A 20,487-nucleotide genomic window follows, 5' to 3' on the forward strand; every position below is an offset into this window, starting at 1 on the left:
GAATCTTCGCGGAATCAGGAGCACTTTCAACATTGACAGGGCGCCAGGTGGGCATGAAGATGTCGGCTTCCGCGCGGCCCCGGGCGGCGCTTCGTTCGCCCGCGTGGCCCCGACACCTTGCAAGACCTCCTACCTCAGGGACGTACATGACCTTCACCGAAGCCGCCATCGAGGTGCTGCGGCGCGAGGGGAAGCCTCTCCACTTCAAGAAGATCGCGGAGATCGCCGCCCGGGAGAACCTGCTCGACCACGTGGGCAAGATCCCCGAGGAGACGATGGCGGATCAGCTCGCCGCGCACTGTCGCCTGCCCCATCCGGACCGGCGGCTCTGGGCCGTCCAGCAGGGCACCTTCGCGCTCGCGGAGTGGGGACTCGACGAGGACCCGCAGGGGCTCGACAGCCTGGTCGAGCCCCCGCCGGAGGGTGAGCTACCCTACCGGGGCAACGAGCGACACCCGATCCCGTCCCGCGAGCTCGCTCGTGCCACCGGGCGCGGCGAGGGCCGCGCCCGCCGCCGCGAGGAGGGCGAGGAGCGCCGGAAGCGCTTCCCGCCACCGGCCGAGGTCGCCTACGAGATCCTCGCCGGCGCCGCGCGGCCGCTCTCGGTCGTCGAGATCGCGACGCAGGGCGCCGAGCGCGCGCTCATGCCGGACGCGTTCGTGCGCGACCTCTCGTCGCTCTCGAGCGCGCTCGCGGAGGACAACCGCCGCCGCGAGTCGGCGGGCCGCCGCCCGCTGTTCCAGCTCGAGGGCGACACGGTGACGCTCGTCGCGCAGCCCGAGCCCGGCGAGCGGCCGGTGGCCGTGCCGGCGCGCGCGGTCGCCGCAGCGCCCGGCGACCTCCGCCGCGCCGCGCTCGCCGCGCTCCGGAAGCGGCTCCGCGAGTGCGACGGCCCCACGGTGGAGCACGTCGCCGCGCGGATGCTCGAGAAGCTCGGGTTCCGCGAGCTCAAGGTCGCGAAGCGCGGGCGCGAGCACGTCATCTACACGGGGCGCCGGAAGCTCGGGCTCGCGGACGTTCGCCACGGCATCCGCATCCTGCGGACCGGCGCGGACGCCGGACGGCGCGACGTCACCGACCTGCGCCGCGACCTCGGCCACTACGGCGCGCAGATCGGCGTCGTCGTCACGGCGGGCGACGCCGCGCGCGACGCCCGCGGCGACGCGAGCGCGGCCGGGCAGCTCCCCGTGCTGCTCCTCTGCGGCGAGGCGCTCGCCGAGGCATTCGCGGACGCCGGCGTCGGGTGTGTGCCGGTGGTCGTCCCCGAGATCGACGAGCCGTTCTTCAAGACCGCCGCGGAGGCCGCCGAGAAGGAGGAGGCGGCCCGGCGCGCCCGGCGCGAGGAGCGCGACGAGCGGGAGCGGCGCGAGGGCGGTGGCGGCGAGCGGCGCGAGGAGCGCGATCGCGACCGCCGGGAGGACCGCGAGCCGCGCGAGCGCCGCGAGCGCCGCGAGGAGCGCGCGCCGGGGACCGTGGAGACGGTGTCCCTGACGGCCGATGCGGCTGCCGAGTCCGGCGCCGCGGCGGAGCCCGGACCGAGCATCGTCGTCGTCGCGGCCGAGCTGCCCGCGGAGTCTCCCGCGGTGGTCGCGACGGAGGTCGCCGGGTCCGACGAGGACGGCGACGAGGGTCCGGAGGGCGACGAGGGCGAGGAGGGGGAGGGCGAGGAGGGAACCGCCGAGGGCGGCGTCGCCGCCCAGGCCGCCCCCGGCGCCGAGCCCGGCGCCGCGGGCGAGCGCCGCCGCCGCCGCCGTCGCCGCCGCCGCCGCGGTGGACGCGGGCGGGGCCGCGAGGGAGCCGCCGCCGCGGCGGGCGCTCCGGCCGCCGGGACGCCGCCGGGTCCCGAGGGGGACGCTGCGAGCGCGGCCGCCGGACCGGGCGCGGACGCGCCTCCGGCGCCGCCGGCCGAGTCGCCCGCCGGCGAGGCTCAGGTGTCTCCACCCCCGCTGCCGCCGCCGCTGCCGGGCGAGGGCAGCGACGGGGGATGACCGCCTGATGCGCCCCGCCCTCCACGCCACCGTCTGGCTCGCGGCCGCGCTGGTCGCCGTCGCGAGCGGCTGTCACCGGACCCCGGCCGTCGAGGTCGGCGCGATCCGGGTCGCACAGGGCGCGCTCGCGGATCCGCTGCGCGAAGCGGGCCTGGACGAGGGCACCCTCGAACGCGCGGCGCGGGACGCGCTCGGCGCCTCCGGCTTCCGCGGCGGTGATCCGCGGACGGCGCACCGCGCCCGAGTCGACGTGCTCACGGTGAAGGTGACGCCCGCGCACGGGGGCGGCGGGCTCGTGGCCGAGGTGACCGTCGAGCTCGAGCTCGCGCCCGCCGAGGGCGCCTCCGGCTTCACGGCGCGAGAGTCCGGCACCGGGGCGGCGCCGCTCGGCGGGTCCGCTCCCGCCGAGGGCTGGTCTCGAGCGCTCGCCGCGGCGGCCCGCGAGGCGGCGGGCGGGCTTGCGATCGCCCGGGCGGAGGCGGTGAAGCCCATGCGCGAGGTGATCGCCGACCTGGCGTCGCCGGACTCGCGCCTCCGGGGCCACGCGGTGCGCGCGCTCGCCGAGCGGCGCGATCCGGCGGCCGTCCCCGCGCTCGTCCAGCGGCTCTCGGATCCCGACCCCGACGTCGTGCACCGCACGGTCGGCGCGCTGGCCCAGATCCACGATCCGCGCGCCGTCGGGCCGCTCATCGACGTCTCCCGCAAGGGCGACGACGCGCTCGCGGCGCGCGTGGCGCGGATCATCGGGGACATCGGCGGCCCGGAGGCGCGCGGGTACCTGCTCACGGTCGAGGCCGGCCACCCCGACCCGCGCGTCCAGCGCGCCGCGCGCGAGGCGCTCGAGGAGATGCGCGCGCGCGACCGCGAGGCGGCGCGCGTCGCCGCGGAGCGGTGAGCGGCCCCCGCCCGGCCGCCCGCGAGTGGGTGTCGCCGTCCGGCCCCCGCGCTCCCGGTTTCCGCTAAGATGCGCCCCGTGATGACGCTCCGCTCTGCGCTCCCGCTCCTCGCGCTCGCCGCCGCGTGCGCCCACGGTCCGTCGGCCGCGACGCCCGCCGCGACGCGCGCCGGCGCCGCCGGCCCGGCGCCCGCCGACTACTTCCCGCTCGCCGTCGGCCACGCCTGGACCTACGTCGACGAGTCGCCCGCCCTCCCGCCAGGGAGCCGCGGCGAGACCCGCACCGTCCGGATCCTCGAGCGCACCGCTGACGGCTACTTCCGCGACAACGAGCGCGGCGAGCTCCGCGCGGATCGCGACTGCGTCCACGATCGGCTGCGGCGGCTGCTCTGCGCGCCGCTCGAGAAGGGCGCCGCGTGGTCGTCGGTCGTGTCGGTGAGCTCGACCGAGCGCTTCGAGATCGCGGGCGTCGGTGAGACCGTCGCCACGCCGGCCGGGACGTTCGACGGCTGCGTCCGCGTGCGGGCGCACAACCGCGCGAGCGCGGAGACGGATCACGTGCTCGAGATCACGTACGCGCCGGGCGTGGGCCCCGTGCGGATCGAGACGTTCGCGGTGGTGAAGGGCGAGGTCACGCCGCAGGTCCGGGCGGTGCTCAAGGCTTACCAGGTCGGGGGGCGATAGCGATGCGCGAGGTCGGGATCGGGATCGCCGGGTTCGGCGTGGTCGGCGGGGGCGTGCTCTCCATCCTCCGCAAGCACGCGGGGGACATCGAGGCGCGCCTCGGGGCCCGGATCGTCGTCCGCCGGATCGCGCTGCGAGACCCGGAGAAGGGGCGGCCCCTCGACGTGGACCGCGCGCTCCTCACGACGCGCCTCGAGGACCTCGTCGAGGATCCGGAGATCGCCGTGGTGGTCGAGCTCATCGGCGGCGTCGATCAGGCCTTCGACCTCGTCCGGAGCGCGCTCGAGCGCGGCAAGCACGTCGTCACGGCGAACAAGGCGCTCCTCGCGGCGCGCGGCGAGGAGATCTTCCGGCTCGCCCGCGAGAAGGGCGTGGACGTCTACTACGAAGCCGCCGTCTGCGGCGGCGTGCCGATCATCCGCACGCTCCGCGAGGCGCTCGCGTCCGACCGGATCAACGCGCTGCACGGCATCGTGAACGGCACGACCAACTTCATCCTCACCGCGATGGCCGAGCGCGGCGAGCCCATCGAGACCGCCCTCGCCGAGGCGCAGCGGCTCGGGTACGCCGAGGCGGACCCGACCCTGGACGTGTCGGGCGGCGACGCCGCGCAGAAGCTCTGCGTGCTCGCCCAGCTCGCCTTCGGCGCCCGGATCCGCCCGCAGGACGTGCTCACCGAGGGCATCATGTCGCTCAAGCCGGAGGACTTCCGGTGGGCGCGCGAGTTCGGCTACGCCCTGAAGCTCCTCGCCGTCGCGCGGCGCACGTCGTCGAACGGCGGCCCGGACCAGCTCGAGGCGCGCGTCCACCCGGCGTTCATCCCGGCCGGCTCGCTCCTCGCGGGCGTCCGCGGCGCGATGAACGCGGTGGTGCTCCAGTCCGAGGCGCTCGGCCCGTCGATGCTCTACGGCCAGGGCGCGGGCGCGATGCCCACCGGGAGCGCGGTGGTGTCCGACATCATCGATCTCACCCGGAACATCCTCGCCGGCAGCCCGGGCCGCGTGCCGCTCCCGCCCGCGAAGCCGCTCGTCGGGCTCCGGCCGCACGACGAGGTGCGCTGCGCGTACTACCTGCACTTCTCGGTGCAGGACGCGCCGGGCGTGCTCGCGCGGATCGCGTCCCAGCTCGCCGCTCACAAGATCTCCATCGCCGCGGTGCAGCAGCGCGAGCAGAACGATCAGGGCAAGCCGGTGCCGCTCGTCATCGTCACGCACGTCGCGCGCGAGGCGGATCTCAGGGCGGCCATCGCGCTCATCGATCGGGATCCGACCACGCTCGCGCCGACGCGCCTCATCCGCATCGAGAGCGCATAGCGGACGCGCACGCCGCGTCTCGTGCCGCCGGCGCCGAGCCGGCCGGGAGAGCCTGCCGTGGTCAAGACCGAGCTCCGCGTCATCTACGGCGACACCGACCAGATGGGCGTCGTCTACTACGCGAACTACCTCCGCTACTTCGAGGCCGGGCGGAACGAGTTCATCCGCGCCAAGGGGCTCCGCTACCGCGACTTCGAGGCGAGCTACCGGCTCCGCCTCCCGGTCGCCGAGGTGGGCGTGAGCTACAAGCTCCCGGCCCGGTACGACGACCTCGTCGCCGTCGAGACCTCGCTCGTCGAGGCGCGGCGCGCCTCCGCGCGCTTCGGCTACCGGCTCGTGCGCGGCGACGATCTCCTCGCCACCGGCTTCACCGTCCACGCGTGCATCGACCTCGAGGGCCGTGTCCAGCGGCTGCCGCGCGAGCTGCTCGACCGGCTCTCGTCGGGCGAGGCGCTCTCCGGCGCCGTGTCGAAGGAGTGAGCATGGATCGCAACCTCGCGCTGGAAGTGGTCCGCGTCACCGAGGCCGCCGCGCTCGCGTCCGCGCGCCTCATGGGCCGCGGCGACAAGAACGGCGCCGACCAGGCCGCGGTCGAGGCGATGCGGCAGGCGTTCGCCGACATCGCCATCAAGGGCGAGGTCGTCATCGGCGAGGGCGAGCAGGACGAGGCGCCGATGCTGTACATCGGCGAGAAGGTCGGCCGCGGCCGCGACGGCGACCAGGAGCTCGAGATCGCGGTGGACCCGCTCGAGGGCACGAACCTCTGCGCCACCGGCGCGCCGAACGCGATCAGCGTCATCGCCATGGGGGAGAAGGGCAGGCTCCTGCACGCGCCCGACACCAACATGGAGAAGATCGCCGTGGGACCCGGCGCGCGGGGCGCGGTGGACCTGCGGCGGAGCCCGACCGAGAACCTGCGCCGCGTCGCCGCGGCGCTCGGCAAGTACGTCGAGGACCTCACCGTGGTGGTCCTCGACCGCCCGCGTCACGACGCGCTCGTGCGCGAGATCCGCGCGGCGGGTGCCCGCATCAAGCTCATCGGGGACGGCGACGTCGCCGGCGCGCTCAACACGTGCCTCCCGGACACGGGCGTCGACGTCCTCATGGGAATCGGCGGCGCGCCGGAGGGCGTCATCTCCGCCGCCGGGATCCGCTGCCTGGGCGGCGACATGCAGGGCCGGCTCCAGTTCCGGAACGACGAGGAGCGCGAGCGCGCCCGCCGGTACGGGATGAAGGACCTCGACCGCGTGATGACGGCGGAGGAGCTGGCGGGCGGCAACGTGATGTTCGCGGCGACCGGGGTGACGAACGGCGACTTCCTGAAGGGCGTCCGCTTCACCGGCGACGGCGCCCGGACCCACTCGGTGGTCATGCGGTCGAAGACGGGGACCGTGCGGTACATCGAGACGATCCACCACTTCACGCGGAGCCCCAACTACGGGTGGTAGCGGCGGGGCGCGACGAGGCCAGGTCGCGGCGCGCGCCTGGCCGGGTTAGACCCGAGGCGCCCGGGCAGGGCGCGAGGAGCGGACATGGCGGCGGTCACGGAGGAGATCCTCATCGAGGTGCCGGTCGAGCGGTTCTACGACGTCATCGTCGACTACGCGCGGTACCCCGAGTTCGTGCCGGGCATCAAGGCGTGCCGTCCGCGCGAGGAGCGGGCGGGCATCCGCGAGGTCGAGTACGAGCTCGACCTCGGCATCAAGCGGATCCGCTACCTGCTCCGGCACGAGGAGCTGCGCCCCTCGCGCGTGGCGTGGTCGCTCGTGTCCGGCGAGCTGATGAAGGTCTCGAACGGCTCATGGGAGCTCGCGCCGGAGGGCTCCCGCACGCGCGCGCGGTACTCGGTCGAGGTGCACCTCTCGAAGCCGCCGCTCGTCCCCCAGTCCGTGATCGATCGCGTCAGCGACGAGCTCACGAGGGTCCAGCTCCCGCGCACCCTGCACGCGTTCAAGCGACGCGCCGAGGAGGGATGACGCCGTCGTCCAAGAGCGTCACCCGTTCGCGCCGGTCACGCCCTGAGCGCCGCTTGAGCAACCCCTGAGCAACCTTTGCATGCCCGCTCGCACGCCACCGGTGCATGCGCACGGCGTACCGGCGCGTCGTCTTGACACCCCTGGAGGACCGGGTGTTTCCTAGATATGCGGTCCCAGGCAGGGGCTCTTGAATCGTGCAGCGCTCCGCGGAGTCGTTATGAGTAGCGGCACGTGCACCGGAGGAGGGAAGGCACCCGCGGAGGAACGCGGATTGCAGCCGAAGTGACTCGGGCAGACCCGGCGAGACGTGGCACGGAGAGAGCGATGCTGGACGCCTACGTCATCGAGGAGATCAAGCGGCGCGAACGCCAGAAGGAGCGCGACGACCGCCCGGTCGTCGAGCTGCCCGTCCCGTCCGCGCCCGCCGAGCCGCGGGACCGCCACGACGACGATCGCGACGAGGATCGGGACCGCGGCGTCGTCATCATCGACTACTCCGGGTAGCAGGACGCCGTTCGCCAGGGGCGAAACGGCGCCAGGCGGGGCGCGGGCCGCGAGGTCTCGCGCTCGTTTTCTTTAGGGGCCGCCCGGTCCGCGAAATCGTTTGACGTCGGAGTGGGCCGGCGGGCACATTGCCCGACCTCGGCGGACGTGCGGCGCGCCCTCGCGTCGCCCCGCCCGGAGGAGGGTTCCAGTGATGACCGAGATCATCAACGTGACCGCGCGCGAGATCCTCGACTCCCGCGGCAATCCGACGGTAGAGGTCGAGGTGGCGGTGGGCACGGGCGACGTCGGGCGGGCGGCGGTGCCGTCCGGCGCGTCGACCGGCGAGCACGAGGCGCTCGAGCTCCGGGACGGCGACAAGAGCCGCTACCTCGGAAAGGGCGTCCGGAAGGCGGTCGCGAACGTGGTGGACGCGATCGGCCCGGCGGTGGTCGGGATGGACGCGTCCGACCAGGCGGCGCTCGACCAGCGCATGATCGAGCTCGACGGGACGCCTACCAAGTCCAAGCTCGGCGCGAACGCGATCCTGGGTGTCTCGCTCGCCGCGGCGAAGGCCGCCGCGAAGGCCCACGACCTGCCGCTGTACCGGTACGTCGGCGGCGCAGGCGCGCGGACGCTGCCGGTCCCGCTCATGAACATCCTGAACGGCGGGGCGCACGCCGACTCGAACGTCGACATCCAGGAGTTCATGGTCGTGCCGCTCGGCGCGCCGTCCTTCGCCGAGGCGCTGCGGTACGGGGCCGAGATCTTCCACGCGCTGAAGAAGGTGCTGAAGGGCAAGGGCGCCGCGACCGGCGTCGGCGACGAGGGCGGCTACGCGCCGAGCCTCTCCTCCAACGAGGAGGCGCTCGCCGTCATCATGGAGGCGATCCAGGCCGCGGGCCTCAAGGCCGGCGAGCAGGTCGCGCTCGCGCTCGACTGCGCGTCCTCGGAGTTCTACGACAAGGCGAGCGGCAAGTACGTCCTCGAGGGCGAGGGGAAGACCTTCGACGGCAAGGGGCTCGTCGACTTCTACGAGGGGCTCGCCAAGAAGTACCCGATCGTCTCCATCGAGGACGGCTGCGACGAGGACGACTGGGCTACCTGGAAGCTCCTGACCGACCGGCTCGGCGGCAAGATCCAGCTCGTCGGCGACGACCTGTTCGTCACCAACGTCACGCGGCTCTCCCGCGGCATCTCGGGCGGGGTCGCGAACTCGATCCTCGTGAAGGTGAACCAGATCGGGTCCCTCACCGAGACGCTCGAGGCGGTCCGCATGGCGCATCGGGCGGGCTACACGAGCGTGATGAGCCACCGCTCGGGCGAGACCGAGGACACCACGATCGCCGACCTGTCGGTCGCCTGCGACTGCGGCCAGATCAAGACCGGGTCCGCCTCCCGGACGGACCGGATCGCGAAGTACAACCAGCTCCTCCGGATCGAGGAGGAGCTCGGCAGTCAGGCGCGGTACGCGGGCCGGAGCGCGTTCAAGGCGCTCAGGTAAGCCACCGCGCGAGCGCTCCGCTCGCCTCCCGGGGGGACGCGCCGCCTGGGGTGCGTCCCCCTCCGCATTTCTCCGCGTCCGAGCGCGATCGCGGAGGGCGCGGCGCGTTGACACGCCGGGAGCCGCCCGCTACTTTTCGCGCTCTCTCACATCGCCGGACAAGGCAGGTTTGCATGCGCGCGGAGTGGATCGCGAAGCGGCGGGGCCGTTCGAATCAGAGCCAGATGCACCTCGCCCGGGAGGGCGTGGTCACCGAGGAGATGGCCTTCGTCGCGGCGCGGGAGCGGCTCGAAGCGGAGCTGGTCCGCGCCGAGGTCGCCCGCGGCCGGCTCGTGATCCCCGCCAACGTCCGCCACCCCGAGCTCGAGCCCACCGGCATCGGCGTCGCCGCGACCTGCAAGATCAACGCGAACATCGGCAACAGCGCGGTGGTCTCGAACATCGAGGAGGAGCTGACGAAGCTCCGCGTCTGCCTCAAGTACGGCGCCGACACCGTGATGGACCTCTCGACGGGCGGCGACATCCCACAGATCCGCGAGGCGATCCTCCGCGCGAGCCCGCTCCCCGTCGGCACGGTCCCGATCTACGAGTGCCTGCAGCACGTGAAGGACGTGGTCGATCTCACGCCGTCCCAGCTCCTCGAGATCATCGAGGCGCAGGCGGCGCAGGGCGTCGACTACATGACGATCCACGCCGGCCTGCTCCGGGACTTCATCCGGCTCGCCGCGAAGCGTACGACCGGCATCGTCTCGCGCGGCGGCGCCCTGATGGCGCAGTGGATGCTCGCGAACAAGGCGGAGAACCCGCTCTACACGCACTTCGACGCGATCTGCGAGATCTTCAAGAAGTACGACGTGACCTTCTCCCTCGGCGACGGCCTCCGCCCCGGCTGCCTCGCCGACGCCTCCGACGAGGCGCAGTTCGCGGAGCTGACGGTCCTCGGCGAGCTGACGCGCAAGGCGTGGAAGCACGACGTCCAGGTGATGGTCGAGGGCCCCGGGCACGTGCCGCTCGACCAGATCCCGATGAACATGGAGAAGGAGCGCGAGCTCTGCGACGAGGCGCCGTTCTACGTCCTCGGGCCGCTCGTCACCGACATCGCGCCGGGCTACGACCACATCACGAGCGCCATCGGCGCCACGGTCGCCGCCCAGCACGGCGCGGCGATGCTCTGCTACGTGACGCCCGCCGAGCACCTCGGGCTGCCCGACGTCGACGACGTGCGCGAGGGGATCGTCGCCTACAAGATCGCGGCGCACGCCGCGGACGTCGCGCGCCACCGGCCCGGCGCCCGCGATCGCGACGACGCGCTCTCCCGCGCGCGGTACGCGTTCGACTGGAAGAAGCAGTTCGAGCTCTCGCTCGACCCGGACACCGCGCGGGCGAAGCACGACGAGACGCTCCCGCACGAGGCCTTCAAGTCCGCCGAGTTCTGCTCGATGTGCGGCCCCAAGTTCTGCTCGATGAAGATCCACGGCCACCTGGCTGCGGCGGCGCAGGAGGCCTGCCCGGAGACGGCGGGCGCCAACGGCACGGACGCGAGCGGTCCGCTTCGCGTCGTGCCGTAGGCGGCGGGCGCCCTTCGGGCTCCTCCGTGGGCCCGGCGGCCTCGGCCGGAGGCCGGCGCTACCCGCCGCCCTTCTCCACCGCCTTCCCGGCGGCGACCCACCCGTCGATGCCCGCCTCCATCACGAACACGTTCTTCCAGCCGAGCTCGGCCGCCCGCCGGGCGGCCTGGTGGCTCGCGGTTCAATACGTGTTCTTGCAGTAGAAGACGAGGCGCGCGCCGCGGTCCGCGGGCAGGTCCTTCTCCGACAGTGACTTGTAGGACACGTGGACCGCGCCGGGAACGTGCGCGGCGTCGTACACGGGCTTTCCGTTCACATCCAGGACGTGGAACCCGGGTGCCCCGAGCTGGCGCTCGACCTCGTCGACCGACGCGAGCAAGAACGGCTCGCCGGCGCGCGCGGATGGAGCGAGAAACAGGGTCGCCGCGGCCCCGAGGGCGGCGGAGAGGCGAGCGAGGCGGACCGTGATCACGATGGAACCTCCTCCCTCCGTGTAATCCCGGGGGGTCCGCGCCGCACCGGCGGCGAGCTCGCCCCACGCGGGATCCGCGGGAGCGTCACGCCGCGGCGGTTCGAGAGGCCGATCGGGATTAGGATCCGGGCGCATGGGACGGCGGGTGACGGTCTACGAGGTCGGACCGCGCGACGGGCTCCAGAACGAGGCGGCCGCGGTCGCGACGGGCGACAAGCTCGCGCTCGTGGCCGCCCTCGCCGGGGCCGGCCTGTCCCGCATCGAGGCGACGAGCTTCGTGTCGCCGCGATGGATCCCCCAGCTCGCCGATGGAGCCGACGTCGTCGCGGGCCTGCCCTCGGTGCCGGGCGTCTCGTACGTCGTCCTCGTCCCGAACGCGAAGGGTCTCGACCGGCTCGTGGAGGCGCTCGGGCGGGCGGGCGCGGGTCACCCGCCCGTCGCCGCGGCGGTGTTCCTCTCCGCCTCCGAGACGCACAACCGCAAGAACCTCAACCGGACGCCGGACGAGACGCTCCGCGACCTCGAGTCGCTCGTGCCCGCCGCGCGCGGGATGGGGCTCGACGTCCGCGGCTACGTCTCGACGGTGTGGGGCTGCCCGTACGAGGGCGCGGTGGACCCGGCGCGCGCCGCCTCGATCGTGGAGCGCCTCCTCGCGCTCGGGTGCCACCAGGTCTCGCTCGGGGACACGATCGGCGTCGGGAACCCGGAACAGACCCGCCGGATCCTGGAGCGGCTGCTGCGGGTGGCCCGGCCGGACCAGCTCGCGCTCCACATGCACGACACCCGCGGGACCGCCCTCGCGAACGTGCTCGCCGGGCTCGACGCCGGGATCACCACCTTCGACGCATCGATCGGCGGGCTGGGCGGCTGCCCCTACGCGCCGGGCGCGTCCGGCAACCTCGCGACCGAGGATCTCGTCTACATGCTGCACGGGATGGGGTACGAGACCGGGATCGACTGGACGAAGCTCATCGCCGCGGGCGCGCTCGCGGAGAGGCTCGTCGGGCGCCGCCTGCCCGGGAAGGCGCTGCAGGCGGAGCTCGCGCGGGCGGAGGCTCGTTGACCATGGAGTTCCGGATCGAGCGGAGGGGCGGGATCGAGGCCTGGACGATCGACGGCGAGGACCGCCGGAACGCGATCTCGATGGCGATGCTGCGGGAGCTGCGCGAGCACCTCGCCCGCGCCGCGGCGGATCGCGGGCTGCGGGTGGTGATCGTGACCGGCGCCGGCGACAAGGCGTTCTGCGCGGGCGCCGACCTGAAGGAACGCGCCCGGATGAGCGCGGAGGACGTCCGCGCGTTCCACGACGGGCTCCGGCGCGCCCTCCGCGGCATCGAGGAGGCGCCGCAGCCGTTCGTCGCGGCGATCAACGGCGCGGCGCTCGGCGGCGGCCTCGAGCTCGCGCTCGCGTGCGATCTCCGGATCGCCTCGGACGCGGCGCAGCTCGGCTTGCCGGAGGTGTCGCTCGGCATCATCCCGGGCGGCGGCGGCACGCAGCGGCTCGCGCGGCTCGTCGGCGTCGCCCGCGCGAAGGACCTCGTGCTGACGGCGCGGCGGTTCGGGGCCGCCGAGGCGCTCGCGATGGGGCTCGTCTCCCAGCTCGCGCCGCCACAGCGGCTCCGGGAGGACGCCTTCGCGCTGGCGGAGCGGATCGCGCGAAACGCGCCCGTCTCGCTGCGACAGGCGAAGCGGGCGATCGACGGCGGGTTTCATCTGCCGCTCGAGGAGGCCCTCGAGCTCGAGAACCGGATGTACCAGGACTGCCTCGGCACGAAGGACCGCGTGGAGGCGCTCCGCGCCTTCGCGGAGAAGCGCCCGCCGGTGTTCACCGGCGAGTGACCCCGATGGCCACACGAGAGGGCGACATGGACGCGGAGGGAACGCCCGGAGGGGGCGCGGTGCAGCCGGAGGAGACGCCGGACCAGCGGATCGCGCGCGAGCTCGCCCGCGTGGAGCAGGGCGGCGCGGAGAAGTACCACCGGAAGAACCTCGAGCAGGGGAAGCTCTTCGTCCGCGACCGGCTCCGGCTCCTGCTGGACGAGGGCTCGTTCGTGGAGGACGGGGCGCTCGCGAACGCGCTCGACCCGGAGCTGCCGGCGGACGGCGTGGTGACCGGCCTCGGCACCATCGACGGCCGGGCCGTGTGCGTCATGGCGAACGACTCGACGGTGAAGGCGGGGAGCTGGGGCGCGCGCACCGTGGAGAAGATCCTCCGCATCCAGGAGGTCGCCGCCGACCGCAAGCTCCCGCTCTTCTACCTCGTGGACTCCGCGGGAGCGCGCATCACCGACCAGGTGGAGATGTTCCCGGGCCGCCGGGGCGCCGCCCGGATCTTCCACAACGAGGTGCACCTCTCCGGGGTCGTCCCGCAGATCTGCCTGCTCTTCGGCCCGTCCGCGGCGGGGGGCGCGTACATCCCCGCGTTCTGCGACGTCGTCGTCATGGTCGAGGGGAACGCGTCGATGTACCTCGGCTCGCCGCGGATGGCCGAGATGGTCATCGGCGAGAAGGTCACGCTCGAGGAGCTGGGCGGCGCGCGGATGCACTGCGCCGTCTCCGGCTGCGGGGACTTCCTCGTGAAGACGGAGGAGGAGGCCATCGCGCTGGCGCGGCGCTGGTTCTCGTACCTCCCGCAGAACCACCGGAGGCTCCCGCCGGAGGCGCCGGGACGGTGGCCCCGCGCCGGCGGGCGGCACCTCGACGAGATCATCCCGCGCGACCAGAACCGGCCGTTCGACATGGCCGAGCTCGTCGAGGCGATCGTCGACGAGGGCTCCTTCCTCGAGGTGAAGAAGCTCTGGGCGGGCGAGCTCCTCACGGGCCTCGCGCGCCTCGACGGGCGGGTCGTCGGGATCGTCGCGAACCAGCCGAAGGTGAAGGGCGGCGTGCTGTTCGTCGACTCCGCCGACAAGGCGGCGCGGTTCATCTGGCTGTGCGACGCGTTCAACGTGCCGCTGCTGTACCTCGCGGACGTGCCCGGGTTCATGATCGGCACGAAGGTGGAGCGGGCCGGGATCATCCGGGCGGGCGCGAAGATGATCAGCGCCGTCTCCGAGGCGAGCGTCCCACGGATCTGCGTCGTGGTCCGCAAGGCTTACGGCGCGGGGCTCTACGCCATGGACGGGCCGGGCTTCGGCCCGTCGGCGACCCTGGCGTTGCCGCAGGCGATGATCGCGGTGATGGGGCCGGAGGCGGCGGTGAACGCCGTCTACTTCAACAAGATCCAGGAGCGGCCGGAGGGCGAGCGGGCGGGGTACGTCGCCGCGCTCCGGGACGAATACCGGCGCGACATCGATCTCGTGAAGCTCGCGAGCGAGCTGGTCGTCGACGCCGTCGTCCCCGGGGCGGAGCTGCGCCACGAGCTCGCGCGCCGGTTCCGCCTGTACGCCGAGAGCCATGAGCCGCCGCGCGAGCGCAAGCGCGGCGTCCTCCCCGTCTAGGAGACCGCCCCGATGGACTTCGAGCTTCCCGCGGAGCTGCAGGAGATCCAGCGCACCGTCCGCACGTTCTGCGAGGCGGAGGTGAAGCCTCACGCCCGCGCGTGGGACGAGGCGGGCACCTTCCCGGGCGACCTCGTCGGCCGGCTCGGCGAGCTCGGCATCATGGGGATCGCGGTGCCGGAGGAGTACGGCGGCGCCGGGCTCGGGGCGCTCGCGGTGGCGACGGTCGTCGAGGAGGTCGCGCGCTTCGACGGCTCGCTCGCGCTCACCGTCGCGAGCCACAACGGCCTCGGCACCGGGCACATCGTCCGCTTCGGCACCGAGGAGCAGCGCCGGCGGTGGCTGCCGGGGCTCGCGCGGGGCGAGAAGCTCGCCGCTTGGGCGCTGACGGAGCCGGGCAGCGGGTCCGACGCGGCGGGGATGCGGACGACGGCCGTGCGCAGGGGCGACGCCTGGGTGCTGTCCGGGTCGAAGACCTTCATCACCCAGGGGACCGTCGGCGGGACCTTCGTCGTCCTCGCCAGGACCGATCCGGAGCGGAAGCAGCACGGGATCACCGCGTTCGTCCTCGAGCCCGGGATGCGCGGTTTCACGCAGCGCGCCATCCACGGCAAGCTCGGGATGCGCAGCTCCGACACGGCCGAGCTGTTCCTCGACGAGGTCGAGGTCCCCGACGACCGGCGGCTCGGCGGCGTCGGCGAGGGCTTCCTGAACACGCTGCAGATCCTCGACCGCGGCCGGATCACCATCGGGGCGCTCGCCGTCGGGCTCGCCCGCGGAGCGCTCGAGGAGGCGCGTGCCTACGCGAAGGAGCGCCGGGCGTTCGGGAGGCCCATCGCCGACTTCCAGGCCATCGGGTTCATGCTCGCGGACATGTCGACGGAGCTCGCCGCGGCGCGGCTCCTGGTGCAGCGCGCCGCCGCGCTGTGCGACGCGGGCCTACCCTTCGGGAAGGAGGCCTCGATGGCGAAGCTCTTCGCGAGCGAGGCCGCGATGCGCGCCACGTCGAAGGCCATCCAGATCCACGGGGGCTACGGCTACACGAAGGACTTCCCGGTCGAGCGGTACTTCCGCGACGCGAAGCTCTGCGAGATCGGCGAGGGGACGAGCGAGGTGCAGCGGATGGTCATCGCCCGCTCGGTCCTGAGCTGATCGCCGAAGGATCGAGGACCAGCGACCCCCCGCAAGGAGAAGCCCCGCCCACCGGGAGGCGAGCGGGGCGTACTGCGTTCGGGCTCTGCCTGCTGGGAGACCTCGGCTCGCAGCCGAGGCAGGGATCGCGCCTACGGGCATGTGACCGGCGACAGCAGGACGCCCTGGTTCTCCCACGTCGTCGTGTCGACGCCGTACACGGTGATCTGTCCGACCGAGTTGATGTTCGACGCGTAGAAGAGGATCAGGTCCGGGCTGGCGTCCAGGATCCGCGTGTTCAGATCGATGATCCCTTCGGCGCTGCTCCAGACGAACGGGTGCCACCACCAATCGTTGCCCAGCGTGACCCCGACCGCGATTCCGGTGTCGCTGACGTCCATGCACATGCTCCAGGGCGACTCGCCCTCGGGCGGCTCGAGCGCCCCCAGGTCCGTCATCGTGCCGTCCCGGTAGAGGAACCCGTGATACCCGCCGGGCGCGTCGGCGGCGCCACAGACCACCCCGGCGCTGTTGACCTTGTAGGCCCGGCTGCTCGTCCCTGCGCCGTCGATGGTCCCGATCTTCTGCATCGGCCGTCCCGCGGGGATCAGGAACGCCTGCCAGACGCCGTTGTCGGCGTCCACCAATCCGACGCCCACGATGTCGCCCGCGTCGTTCACACCGTTCGCGTAGGTGTCCCCGCCCGTCGGGATGGTCCCGAGGTCGATGACCTGGCCGCGCCGGAACGCGACCGCGTGGGCCGTGCCGCCCTTCGAGGCGGTGCCGACCGCCAGGCCGAGGTCGTTGACGTCCATGGACCAGCTGCTCCCGTCCGGCTCGAGCGCGCCGAGCTCGGCCGCGGCGCCCTTGTAGAACGACGCCGCCCTGTACATCCCGTCCGCGGTCTTGGATCCGCCCACGGCGAGGCCTCGCGCGTTCACGGCGCGCACGTCGCTCAGGCCGCCGCCCAGATCGCCGACCGGCGACGGCGTCCCGTTCTCGAACACGAATCCCCTGCGCTCGTCGCCGTACCCCCGTGTTCCGACGACGGCTCCCTGGGGACCAAGGCCCAGGGTCTGCAGGTCGACGCCCTCGAAGTACACCGGTCCGAGACCCTGGACCGTGTAGCAGACACCGGTCGTTGCGCTGAGCGGCGAGGCGGCGGCGCGTACGTGAGCCGTTGGCTCGCTGCCGCAGCCCGAGACGAGTACCAGACAGCAGATACGAGCCAGCTCGATGCACGGCGACTTGCGCGAAATCATAGTGCTCGCTCCCTTCCAGCCGACGCCCGGCGCCTCCGTTTCGAGGCCCCGGGGCTTCCACTTTCCGTGATTGACGGCTGGAGTGATTCGATGCTCGGCGACGGCATCAGTCAGCAAGTCACTGGGGTTTCCGCAATGTGTTTAAGGCCGGCTGGTGCTCCGAAGGCGCGCGTGTGATGCGGCCCGGGCCATGGTGGCAGGAGGGGCGGAGCGCGAGCTCTCGGCGCGTCCACGGAGCGGGTGTAAGGGGATCTCCGGCGGCGAAGCGAGCAGGAGGACCCGCGGCGAGGCGAAGCGTTGGGCCAGCGCAATCCCGCAGACGGCGGACGCAACGTACGTCCCTGCGGGCGGACACGGACGAGTCGCCGTCGATACCAGGGGTCATGCACGGCGCCATCGGGCCTGAGAGCCGGCGCTCGCGCCCCTGCCGGCATGCGGCGCCCGGGTCATGAGCCGGATAGGAGCTGAACCGGAAGTCTCCGGTCCACCGAGGTGCAGCGGATGGTCATCTCGCGCGAGATTCCGAGATTCTGAGGTAGTCTGTCGCGCCGCAATGTCCGAAGGCGAACACACCATCATCGGGAAGATCCCGCGGGAGCGTCTGAACCAGATCGCGTCCCGCAAGCTCTCCGCGCTCGGGGTCCCGGTGCGGCTGGCCGCCGACCGGGAGACGCTCGAGGGCGAGCTCGCCTTCTCCGGACGCGTCGTCCACCCCGCCACCGGCCAGCCGCTCGCGCGTGGCCGCTTCGTCGTCGTCGGCCACGACAAGCTCCGGTTCGTCGACCCGCCTCTCGCGAGCGTCGGCGAGCTGAACTTCTACGAGCACGAGCGCAGCACGTCCCTCGAGCAGGCTCTCGCGCAGGCGCTGGCGCGCCATGCGGCGGCGCTGCAGGACGTCGCCGCCCGGATGCGGGCGCTCAGGCTCGAGGCGGCGCTCGATCCGGAACGCCTCGCAGCGCGCGCGGTGGTGAAGACCGCGACCCACGCGTTCGAGATCCTCGGCGGCGTCGACGCGGTGCGGGTGTCGCGCGTCGCGCCGGTCGGCGGTCAGCCGTTCGAGGTTGCCCCGGGGTTCCCGCCGCTCGAGCTGTCCGAGTATGCGTCGCCGACGGACCTCGAGATCTACCTCGTGAACGCCGTCCCGCGGATGCAGGCGGCCCCCGCGCCGGTCCGCGCCGCCGCGACGCCGCCCGGCGCCGTGGTCGCGACGCCGCCGCCGCGGAACGCGCTCACCCTCGCGGCGCTCGCGCGCGTGTTCGGCGAGGACGCGATCCTCGCCCCGAACGCGATGGTCGAGCTCGTCCAGGAGTTCGTCTACGGCAACACGCGCCTCCGGTTCGTCGCCGCGCGCGAGGTGGGGACGCGGTTCAAGGGCCGCCTCATCGGCCCGAACGGCGACGTCTGGGCGGACCGATTCGAGCTCGAGAACTTCCCCGGGACGCGGAAGGTGGTGGCGCTCGCGCTGGGCGCGCCGGACGTCGAGGCCGCGCCGGAGGAGGGCGCCCCGCCGGCCGGAGGCGGGGCGGGGGCGCAGGTCCCGAGCCACCTCATGCCCCACGCCGGCGAGGTCTGGGTGATGAACGTGGTGGTGGAGGAAGCCGGGCAGGACGAGGTCCGGTACGTCGGCACCGACATCGACGGGAAGCCGTACGGCGCCGCGCGCGTCCTCAAGCGCTCGGACTTCGAGGCCGTCTTCTCGCAGGAGCGCGGCGGATGGCGCCTCCTCATCCAGATCGATCAGGTCCAGGAGGGCCACGTGATCTACCGACAGCTGGATCGACAGCGGCAGCCCATGGGCGCGCCGCGGAAGATGTCCGCCGCGATCCTGGTCGCGAACTTCGTCCCCGAGGCGGCGGCGTACTGATGGGCGCCAACGGCATCGCGGACCGGGTCCTCGCCGGCGACGTGCGGTCCGCCGCGCGCCTGATGCGCGACCTCGACGACCGCCTGCCCGAGGCGGAGACGGCGCTCCGCGCGCTCTTCCCGAGGACCGGCCGCGCGTACGTCATCGGCCTCACGGGCGCCCCCGGCGCGGGGAAGTCGTCGCTGACCGACCGGCTGATCGGCCACTACCGGCGCGCCGGCAAGACCGTGGGCGTCGTGGCGGTCGATCCCACGAGCCCCTTCACCGGCGGCGCGATCCTCGGCGACCGGATCCGGATGCAGGACCACGCGCTCGACGAGGGCGTCTTCATCCGGTCGCTCGGCACCCGCGGCCACCTGGGTGGGCTGTCGCGTTCCACCTCCGACCTCGTCCAGGTGATGGACGCGATGGGCAAGGACGTCGTGATCGTCGAGACCGTCGGCGTCGGGCAGGACGAGATCGAGGTCGCCTCGCTCGCCCACACCGTCGTGGTGGTGGCAGTCCCGGGCCTCGGCGACGACGTGCAGGCGATCAAGGCAGGCGTCCTCGAGATCGCCGACGTCTTCGCCGTGAACAAGGCCGACCGCGAGGGCGCGGACCGCACGGTCCGGGACCTGCAGGGCATGCTCGAGCTGCGGCGGACGGTGCTGGGCCGGCCGCTCGATCACGACGCGGTCCACCGGTTCCACGGCGCGCCGATCGCGGCGCCGGTCCCGTCCGGCGAGTGGGAGCCGCCGATCGTGAAGACCGTCGCCGTGAAGGACGAGGGCGTCGACGAGCTGGTGCGAGCCATCGAGGGGCACCGGGCGCACCTCGAATCGTCGGGCGAGCGGCGCACCCGCGAGGTCGCGCGGGCGCGGGCCGGCTTCGTGACGGTGCTGCGGGAGCGGCTGCTCGCCGGCGCGCTCGCGCGGCTCGAGGCGGAGATGGGGCGGCTCGACGCGGTCGCGGCGCGGATCGCCGCCCGCGAGGCAGACCCGTACCAGCTCGCCGAGGAGCTCGCGGCGCGCCTCGCGGCCCCCGGGGAGGCGCGGTGAGCGACGACGGCAGGCCCCCCGGCGCGCCCGCGGATCCCGTCGCGGCGCTGGAGGCGCGCCTCGGGCTCGCCTTCCGCGACCGGGCGCTGGCGCTCGCGGCCATCACGCACAAGTCCTACGTGAACGAGCACCGCGACGAGACCGGGCTACAGGACAACGAGCGGCTCGAGTTCCTCGGGGACGCGGTGATCGACCTCGCGGTGTCGCACCGGCTCATGGAGCGGTTCCCGGGGGCGCGCGAGGGCGAGCTCTCGAAGATGCGCGCCGCCGTCGTGGACGAGCAGGGGCTCTCGGAGATGGCACGCGCGCTCGAGCTCGGCGAGCTGCTCCGGCTCGGCCGCGGGGAGGAGCTGACCGGCGGACGGAAGAAGGCGTCACTGCTCGCGGACGCGATGGAGGCCGTGGTCGCGGCGGTGTTCCTGCAGCTCGGGCTCCTCCCGGTGCTCGGGATCGTGGACCGGTTCCTCCAGGAGGCGTTCGCGCGCGCCACCGCGGGCACCCTCGATCGCGACTTCAAGACCCAGCTCCAGGAGTTCACGCAGAACCGCCTCCGGGCCACCCCGCGCTACCGCGTCGTCGCGGAGCACGGCCCCGACCACTCGAAGACGTTCGAGGTCGAGACCGACCTGCGCGGCGAGGTGCTCGGCCGGGGTGCCGGTCGCTCGAAGAAGGACGCCGAGCAGGCGGCCGCGAAGCTCGCGCTCGACGCGCTCGGGCGCCGGTACGGAGAGCCGGCCGGGCCAAACGGGGCGACCGCGCGTGCGGTGACGGCCCCGGTCCCGCTGGCGGCCATGGCGGTCGCGATCGAGTCGCCGCCGCCTCCGGAGGCCGAGGTGGCGCCGTCCGGAGCCCACCCCGAGCCGCCCGCCG

General features: G+C 73.4%; 18 protein-coding genes and 1 pseudogene. 17 read left to right on the top strand and 2 right to left on the bottom strand.

The features are described from left to right. Nucleotides 1-146 precede the first annotated feature (146 nt). The 10 genes from AMOR_RS27625 to thiC all read left to right on the top strand — a co-directional run bounded on the left by AMOR_RS27625 (nucleotide 147) and on the right by thiC (nucleotide 10,411). Nucleotides 147-1,988 (top strand): HTH domain-containing protein, encoded by a 1,842-nt coding sequence (locus AMOR_RS27625; RefSeq protein ID WP_248356567.1) that lies wholly within the window; start codon nucleotides 147-149, stop codon nucleotides 1,986-1,988. Nucleotides 1,989-1,995: 7 nt separating this feature from the next. After that, nucleotides 1,996-2,883: a HEAT repeat domain-containing protein gene (locus AMOR_RS27630; RefSeq protein WP_248356569.1), complete on the top strand. Its 888-nt coding sequence runs from the start codon at nucleotides 1,996-1,998 to the stop codon at nucleotides 2,881-2,883. 81 nt (nucleotides 2,884-2,964) lie between these two features. Then, the gene (locus AMOR_RS27635) at nucleotides 2,965-3,567 is read left to right on the top strand and encodes a hypothetical protein (RefSeq protein ID WP_248356570.1); all 603 of its coding nucleotides are present in this window, start codon (nucleotides 2,965-2,967) and stop codon (nucleotides 3,565-3,567) included. Nucleotides 3,568-3,569: 2 nt separating this feature from the next. Then, entirely contained in the window at nucleotides 3,570-4,880 is a 1,311-nt protein-coding gene (locus tag AMOR_RS27640) for a homoserine dehydrogenase (RefSeq protein ID WP_248356572.1), read from the top strand. Nucleotides 4,881-4,937: 57 nt separating this feature from the next. Next, nucleotides 4,938-5,360: an acyl-CoA thioesterase gene (locus AMOR_RS27645; RefSeq protein WP_248356574.1), complete on the top strand. Its 423-nt coding sequence runs from the start codon at nucleotides 4,938-4,940 to the stop codon at nucleotides 5,358-5,360. Nucleotides 5,361-5,362: 2 nt separating this feature from the next. Then, the gene (glpX, locus tag AMOR_RS27650; RefSeq protein WP_248356599.1) at nucleotides 5,363-6,328 is read left to right on the top strand and encodes a class II fructose-bisphosphatase; all 966 of its coding nucleotides are present in this window, start codon (nucleotides 5,363-5,365) and stop codon (nucleotides 6,326-6,328) included. 84 nt (nucleotides 6,329-6,412) lie between these two features. Beyond that, nucleotides 6,413-6,856, top strand: a complete 444-nt coding sequence (locus AMOR_RS27655) for a type II toxin-antitoxin system RatA family toxin (RefSeq protein ID WP_248356609.1) — start codon at nucleotides 6,413-6,415, stop codon at nucleotides 6,854-6,856. Between the two features lie 324 nt (nucleotides 6,857-7,180). Continuing rightward, a complete protein-coding gene (locus tag AMOR_RS27660) occupies nucleotides 7,181-7,360 on the top strand; it encodes a hypothetical protein (RefSeq protein WP_248356611.1) in 180 nt (59 codons plus the stop codon). A 193-nt stretch (nucleotides 7,361-7,553) separates the two neighbouring features. After that, nucleotides 7,554-8,843 carry a phosphopyruvate hydratase gene (gene eno, locus AMOR_RS27665; RefSeq protein ID WP_248356620.1) on the top strand — a complete coding sequence of 430 codons (1,290 nt, stop codon included), beginning with the start codon at nucleotides 7,554-7,556 and terminating at the stop codon, nucleotides 8,841-8,843. A 173-nt stretch (nucleotides 8,844-9,016) separates the two neighbouring features. Then, nucleotides 9,017-10,411 carry a phosphomethylpyrimidine synthase ThiC gene (thiC, locus tag AMOR_RS27670; RefSeq protein ID WP_248356629.1) on the top strand — a complete coding sequence of 465 codons (1,395 nt, stop codon included), beginning with the start codon at nucleotides 9,017-9,019 and terminating at the stop codon, nucleotides 10,409-10,411. 181 nt (nucleotides 10,412-10,592) lie between these two features. Here the strand turns inward: thiC and AMOR_RS27675 are convergent, their stop codons facing one another. Next, nucleotides 10,593-10,883 (bottom strand): rhodanese-like domain-containing protein, encoded by a 291-nt coding sequence (locus AMOR_RS27675; RefSeq protein WP_248356638.1) that lies wholly within the window; start codon nucleotides 10,881-10,883, stop codon nucleotides 10,593-10,595. A gap of 133 nt (nucleotides 10,884-11,016) precedes the next feature. Here AMOR_RS27675 and AMOR_RS27680 point away from each other — a divergent pair, with 133 nt between their 5' ends. From AMOR_RS27680 to AMOR_RS27695, 4 genes are read left to right on the top strand one after another with little or no spacing between them, the layout of a single operon-like run. Continuing rightward, nucleotides 11,017-11,946 carry a hydroxymethylglutaryl-CoA lyase gene (locus AMOR_RS27680; RefSeq protein ID WP_248356639.1) on the top strand — a complete coding sequence of 310 codons (930 nt, stop codon included), beginning with the start codon at nucleotides 11,017-11,019 and terminating at the stop codon, nucleotides 11,944-11,946. 2 nt (nucleotides 11,947-11,948) lie between these two features. Beyond that, nucleotides 11,949-12,722, top strand: coding sequence for an enoyl-CoA hydratase-related protein (locus tag AMOR_RS27685; protein ID WP_248356641.1), 774 nt, complete (start codon nucleotides 11,949-11,951; stop codon nucleotides 12,720-12,722). A 26-nt stretch (nucleotides 12,723-12,748) separates the two neighbouring features. Beyond that, nucleotides 12,749-14,323, top strand: coding sequence for an acyl-CoA carboxylase subunit beta (locus AMOR_RS27690; RefSeq protein WP_248356643.1), 1,575 nt, complete (start codon nucleotides 12,749-12,751; stop codon nucleotides 14,321-14,323). A gap of 12 nt (nucleotides 14,324-14,335) precedes the next feature. Then, entirely contained in the window at nucleotides 14,336-15,475 is a 1,140-nt protein-coding gene (locus AMOR_RS27695) for an acyl-CoA dehydrogenase family protein (RefSeq protein ID WP_248356645.1), read from the top strand. A gap of 131 nt (nucleotides 15,476-15,606) precedes the next feature. Here the strand turns inward: AMOR_RS27695 and AMOR_RS27700 are convergent, their stop codons facing one another. Then, complete coding sequence (locus AMOR_RS27700; protein ID WP_248356651.1) at nucleotides 15,607-16,833, bottom strand: hypothetical protein; 1,227 nt, start codon at nucleotides 16,831-16,833, stop codon at nucleotides 15,607-15,609. Between the two features lie 436 nt (nucleotides 16,834-17,269). On the opposite strand from AMOR_RS27700, the gene AMOR_RS27705 reads away from it, so the two are divergent. The 3 genes and pseudogenes from AMOR_RS27705 to rnc form a co-directional block, all read left to right on the top strand. Then, nucleotides 17,270-18,580, top strand: a complete 1,311-nt coding sequence (locus AMOR_RS27705; protein ID WP_248356653.1) for a hypothetical protein — start codon at nucleotides 17,270-17,272, stop codon at nucleotides 18,578-18,580. Further along, nucleotides 18,580-19,617, top strand: a complete 1,038-nt coding sequence (gene meaB, locus AMOR_RS27710; RefSeq protein WP_248356663.1) for a methylmalonyl Co-A mutase-associated GTPase MeaB — start codon at nucleotides 18,580-18,582, stop codon at nucleotides 19,615-19,617. The genes AMOR_RS27705 and meaB overlap by 1 nt, the downstream gene beginning before the upstream one ends. Continuing rightward, nucleotides 19,614-20,378 (top strand): annotated as a pseudogene (rnc, locus tag AMOR_RS27715) (ribonuclease III); the annotation flags it as partial. The gene meaB and the pseudogene rnc, both read left to right, overlap by 4 nt. Nucleotides 20,379-20,487 lie beyond the last annotated feature (109 nt).

It is taken from the genome of Anaeromyxobacter oryzae (genome assembly GCF_023169945.1).
Taxonomy (GTDB): domain Bacteria; phylum Myxococcota; class Myxococcia; order Myxococcales; family Anaeromyxobacteraceae; genus Anaeromyxobacter; species Anaeromyxobacter oryzae.

Bases quoted from the DNA above. Each gene is read 5' to 3' on its own strand.
- AMOR_RS27625 (WP_248356567.1), top strand. From the start codon at position 147: ATGACCTTCACCGAAGCCGCCATCGAGGTGCTGCGGCGCGAGGGGAAG.
- AMOR_RS27630 (WP_248356569.1), top strand. From the start codon at position 1,996: ATGCGCCCCGCCCTCCACGCCACCGTCTGGCTCGCGGCCGCGCTGGTC.
- AMOR_RS27635 (WP_248356570.1), top strand. From the start codon at position 2,965: ATGACGCTCCGCTCTGCGCTCCCGCTCCTCGCGCTCGCCGCCGCGTGC.
- AMOR_RS27640 (WP_248356572.1), top strand. From the start codon at position 3,570: ATGCGCGAGGTCGGGATCGGGATCGCCGGGTTCGGCGTGGTCGGCGGG.
- glpX (WP_248356599.1), top strand. From the start codon at position 5,363: ATGGATCGCAACCTCGCGCTGGAAGTGGTCCGCGTCACCGAGGCCGCC.
- AMOR_RS27655 (WP_248356609.1), top strand. From the start codon at position 6,413: ATGGCGGCGGTCACGGAGGAGATCCTCATCGAGGTGCCGGTCGAGCGG.
- AMOR_RS27660 (WP_248356611.1), top strand. From the start codon at position 7,181: ATGCTGGACGCCTACGTCATCGAGGAGATCAAGCGGCGCGAACGCCAG.
- eno (WP_248356620.1), top strand. From the start codon at position 7,554: ATGACCGAGATCATCAACGTGACCGCGCGCGAGATCCTCGACTCCCGC.
- thiC (WP_248356629.1), top strand. From the start codon at position 9,017: ATGCGCGCGGAGTGGATCGCGAAGCGGCGGGGCCGTTCGAATCAGAGC.
- AMOR_RS27680 (WP_248356639.1), top strand. From the start codon at position 11,017: ATGGGACGGCGGGTGACGGTCTACGAGGTCGGACCGCGCGACGGGCTC.
- AMOR_RS27685 (WP_248356641.1), top strand. From the start codon at position 11,949: ATGGAGTTCCGGATCGAGCGGAGGGGCGGGATCGAGGCCTGGACGATC.
- AMOR_RS27690 (WP_248356643.1), top strand. From the start codon at position 12,749: ATGGACGCGGAGGGAACGCCCGGAGGGGGCGCGGTGCAGCCGGAGGAG.
- AMOR_RS27695 (WP_248356645.1), top strand. From the start codon at position 14,336: ATGGACTTCGAGCTTCCCGCGGAGCTGCAGGAGATCCAGCGCACCGTC.
- AMOR_RS27705 (WP_248356653.1), top strand. From the start codon at position 17,270: ATGTCCGAAGGCGAACACACCATCATCGGGAAGATCCCGCGGGAGCGT.
- meaB (WP_248356663.1), top strand. From the start codon at position 18,580: ATGGGCGCCAACGGCATCGCGGACCGGGTCCTCGCCGGCGACGTGCGG.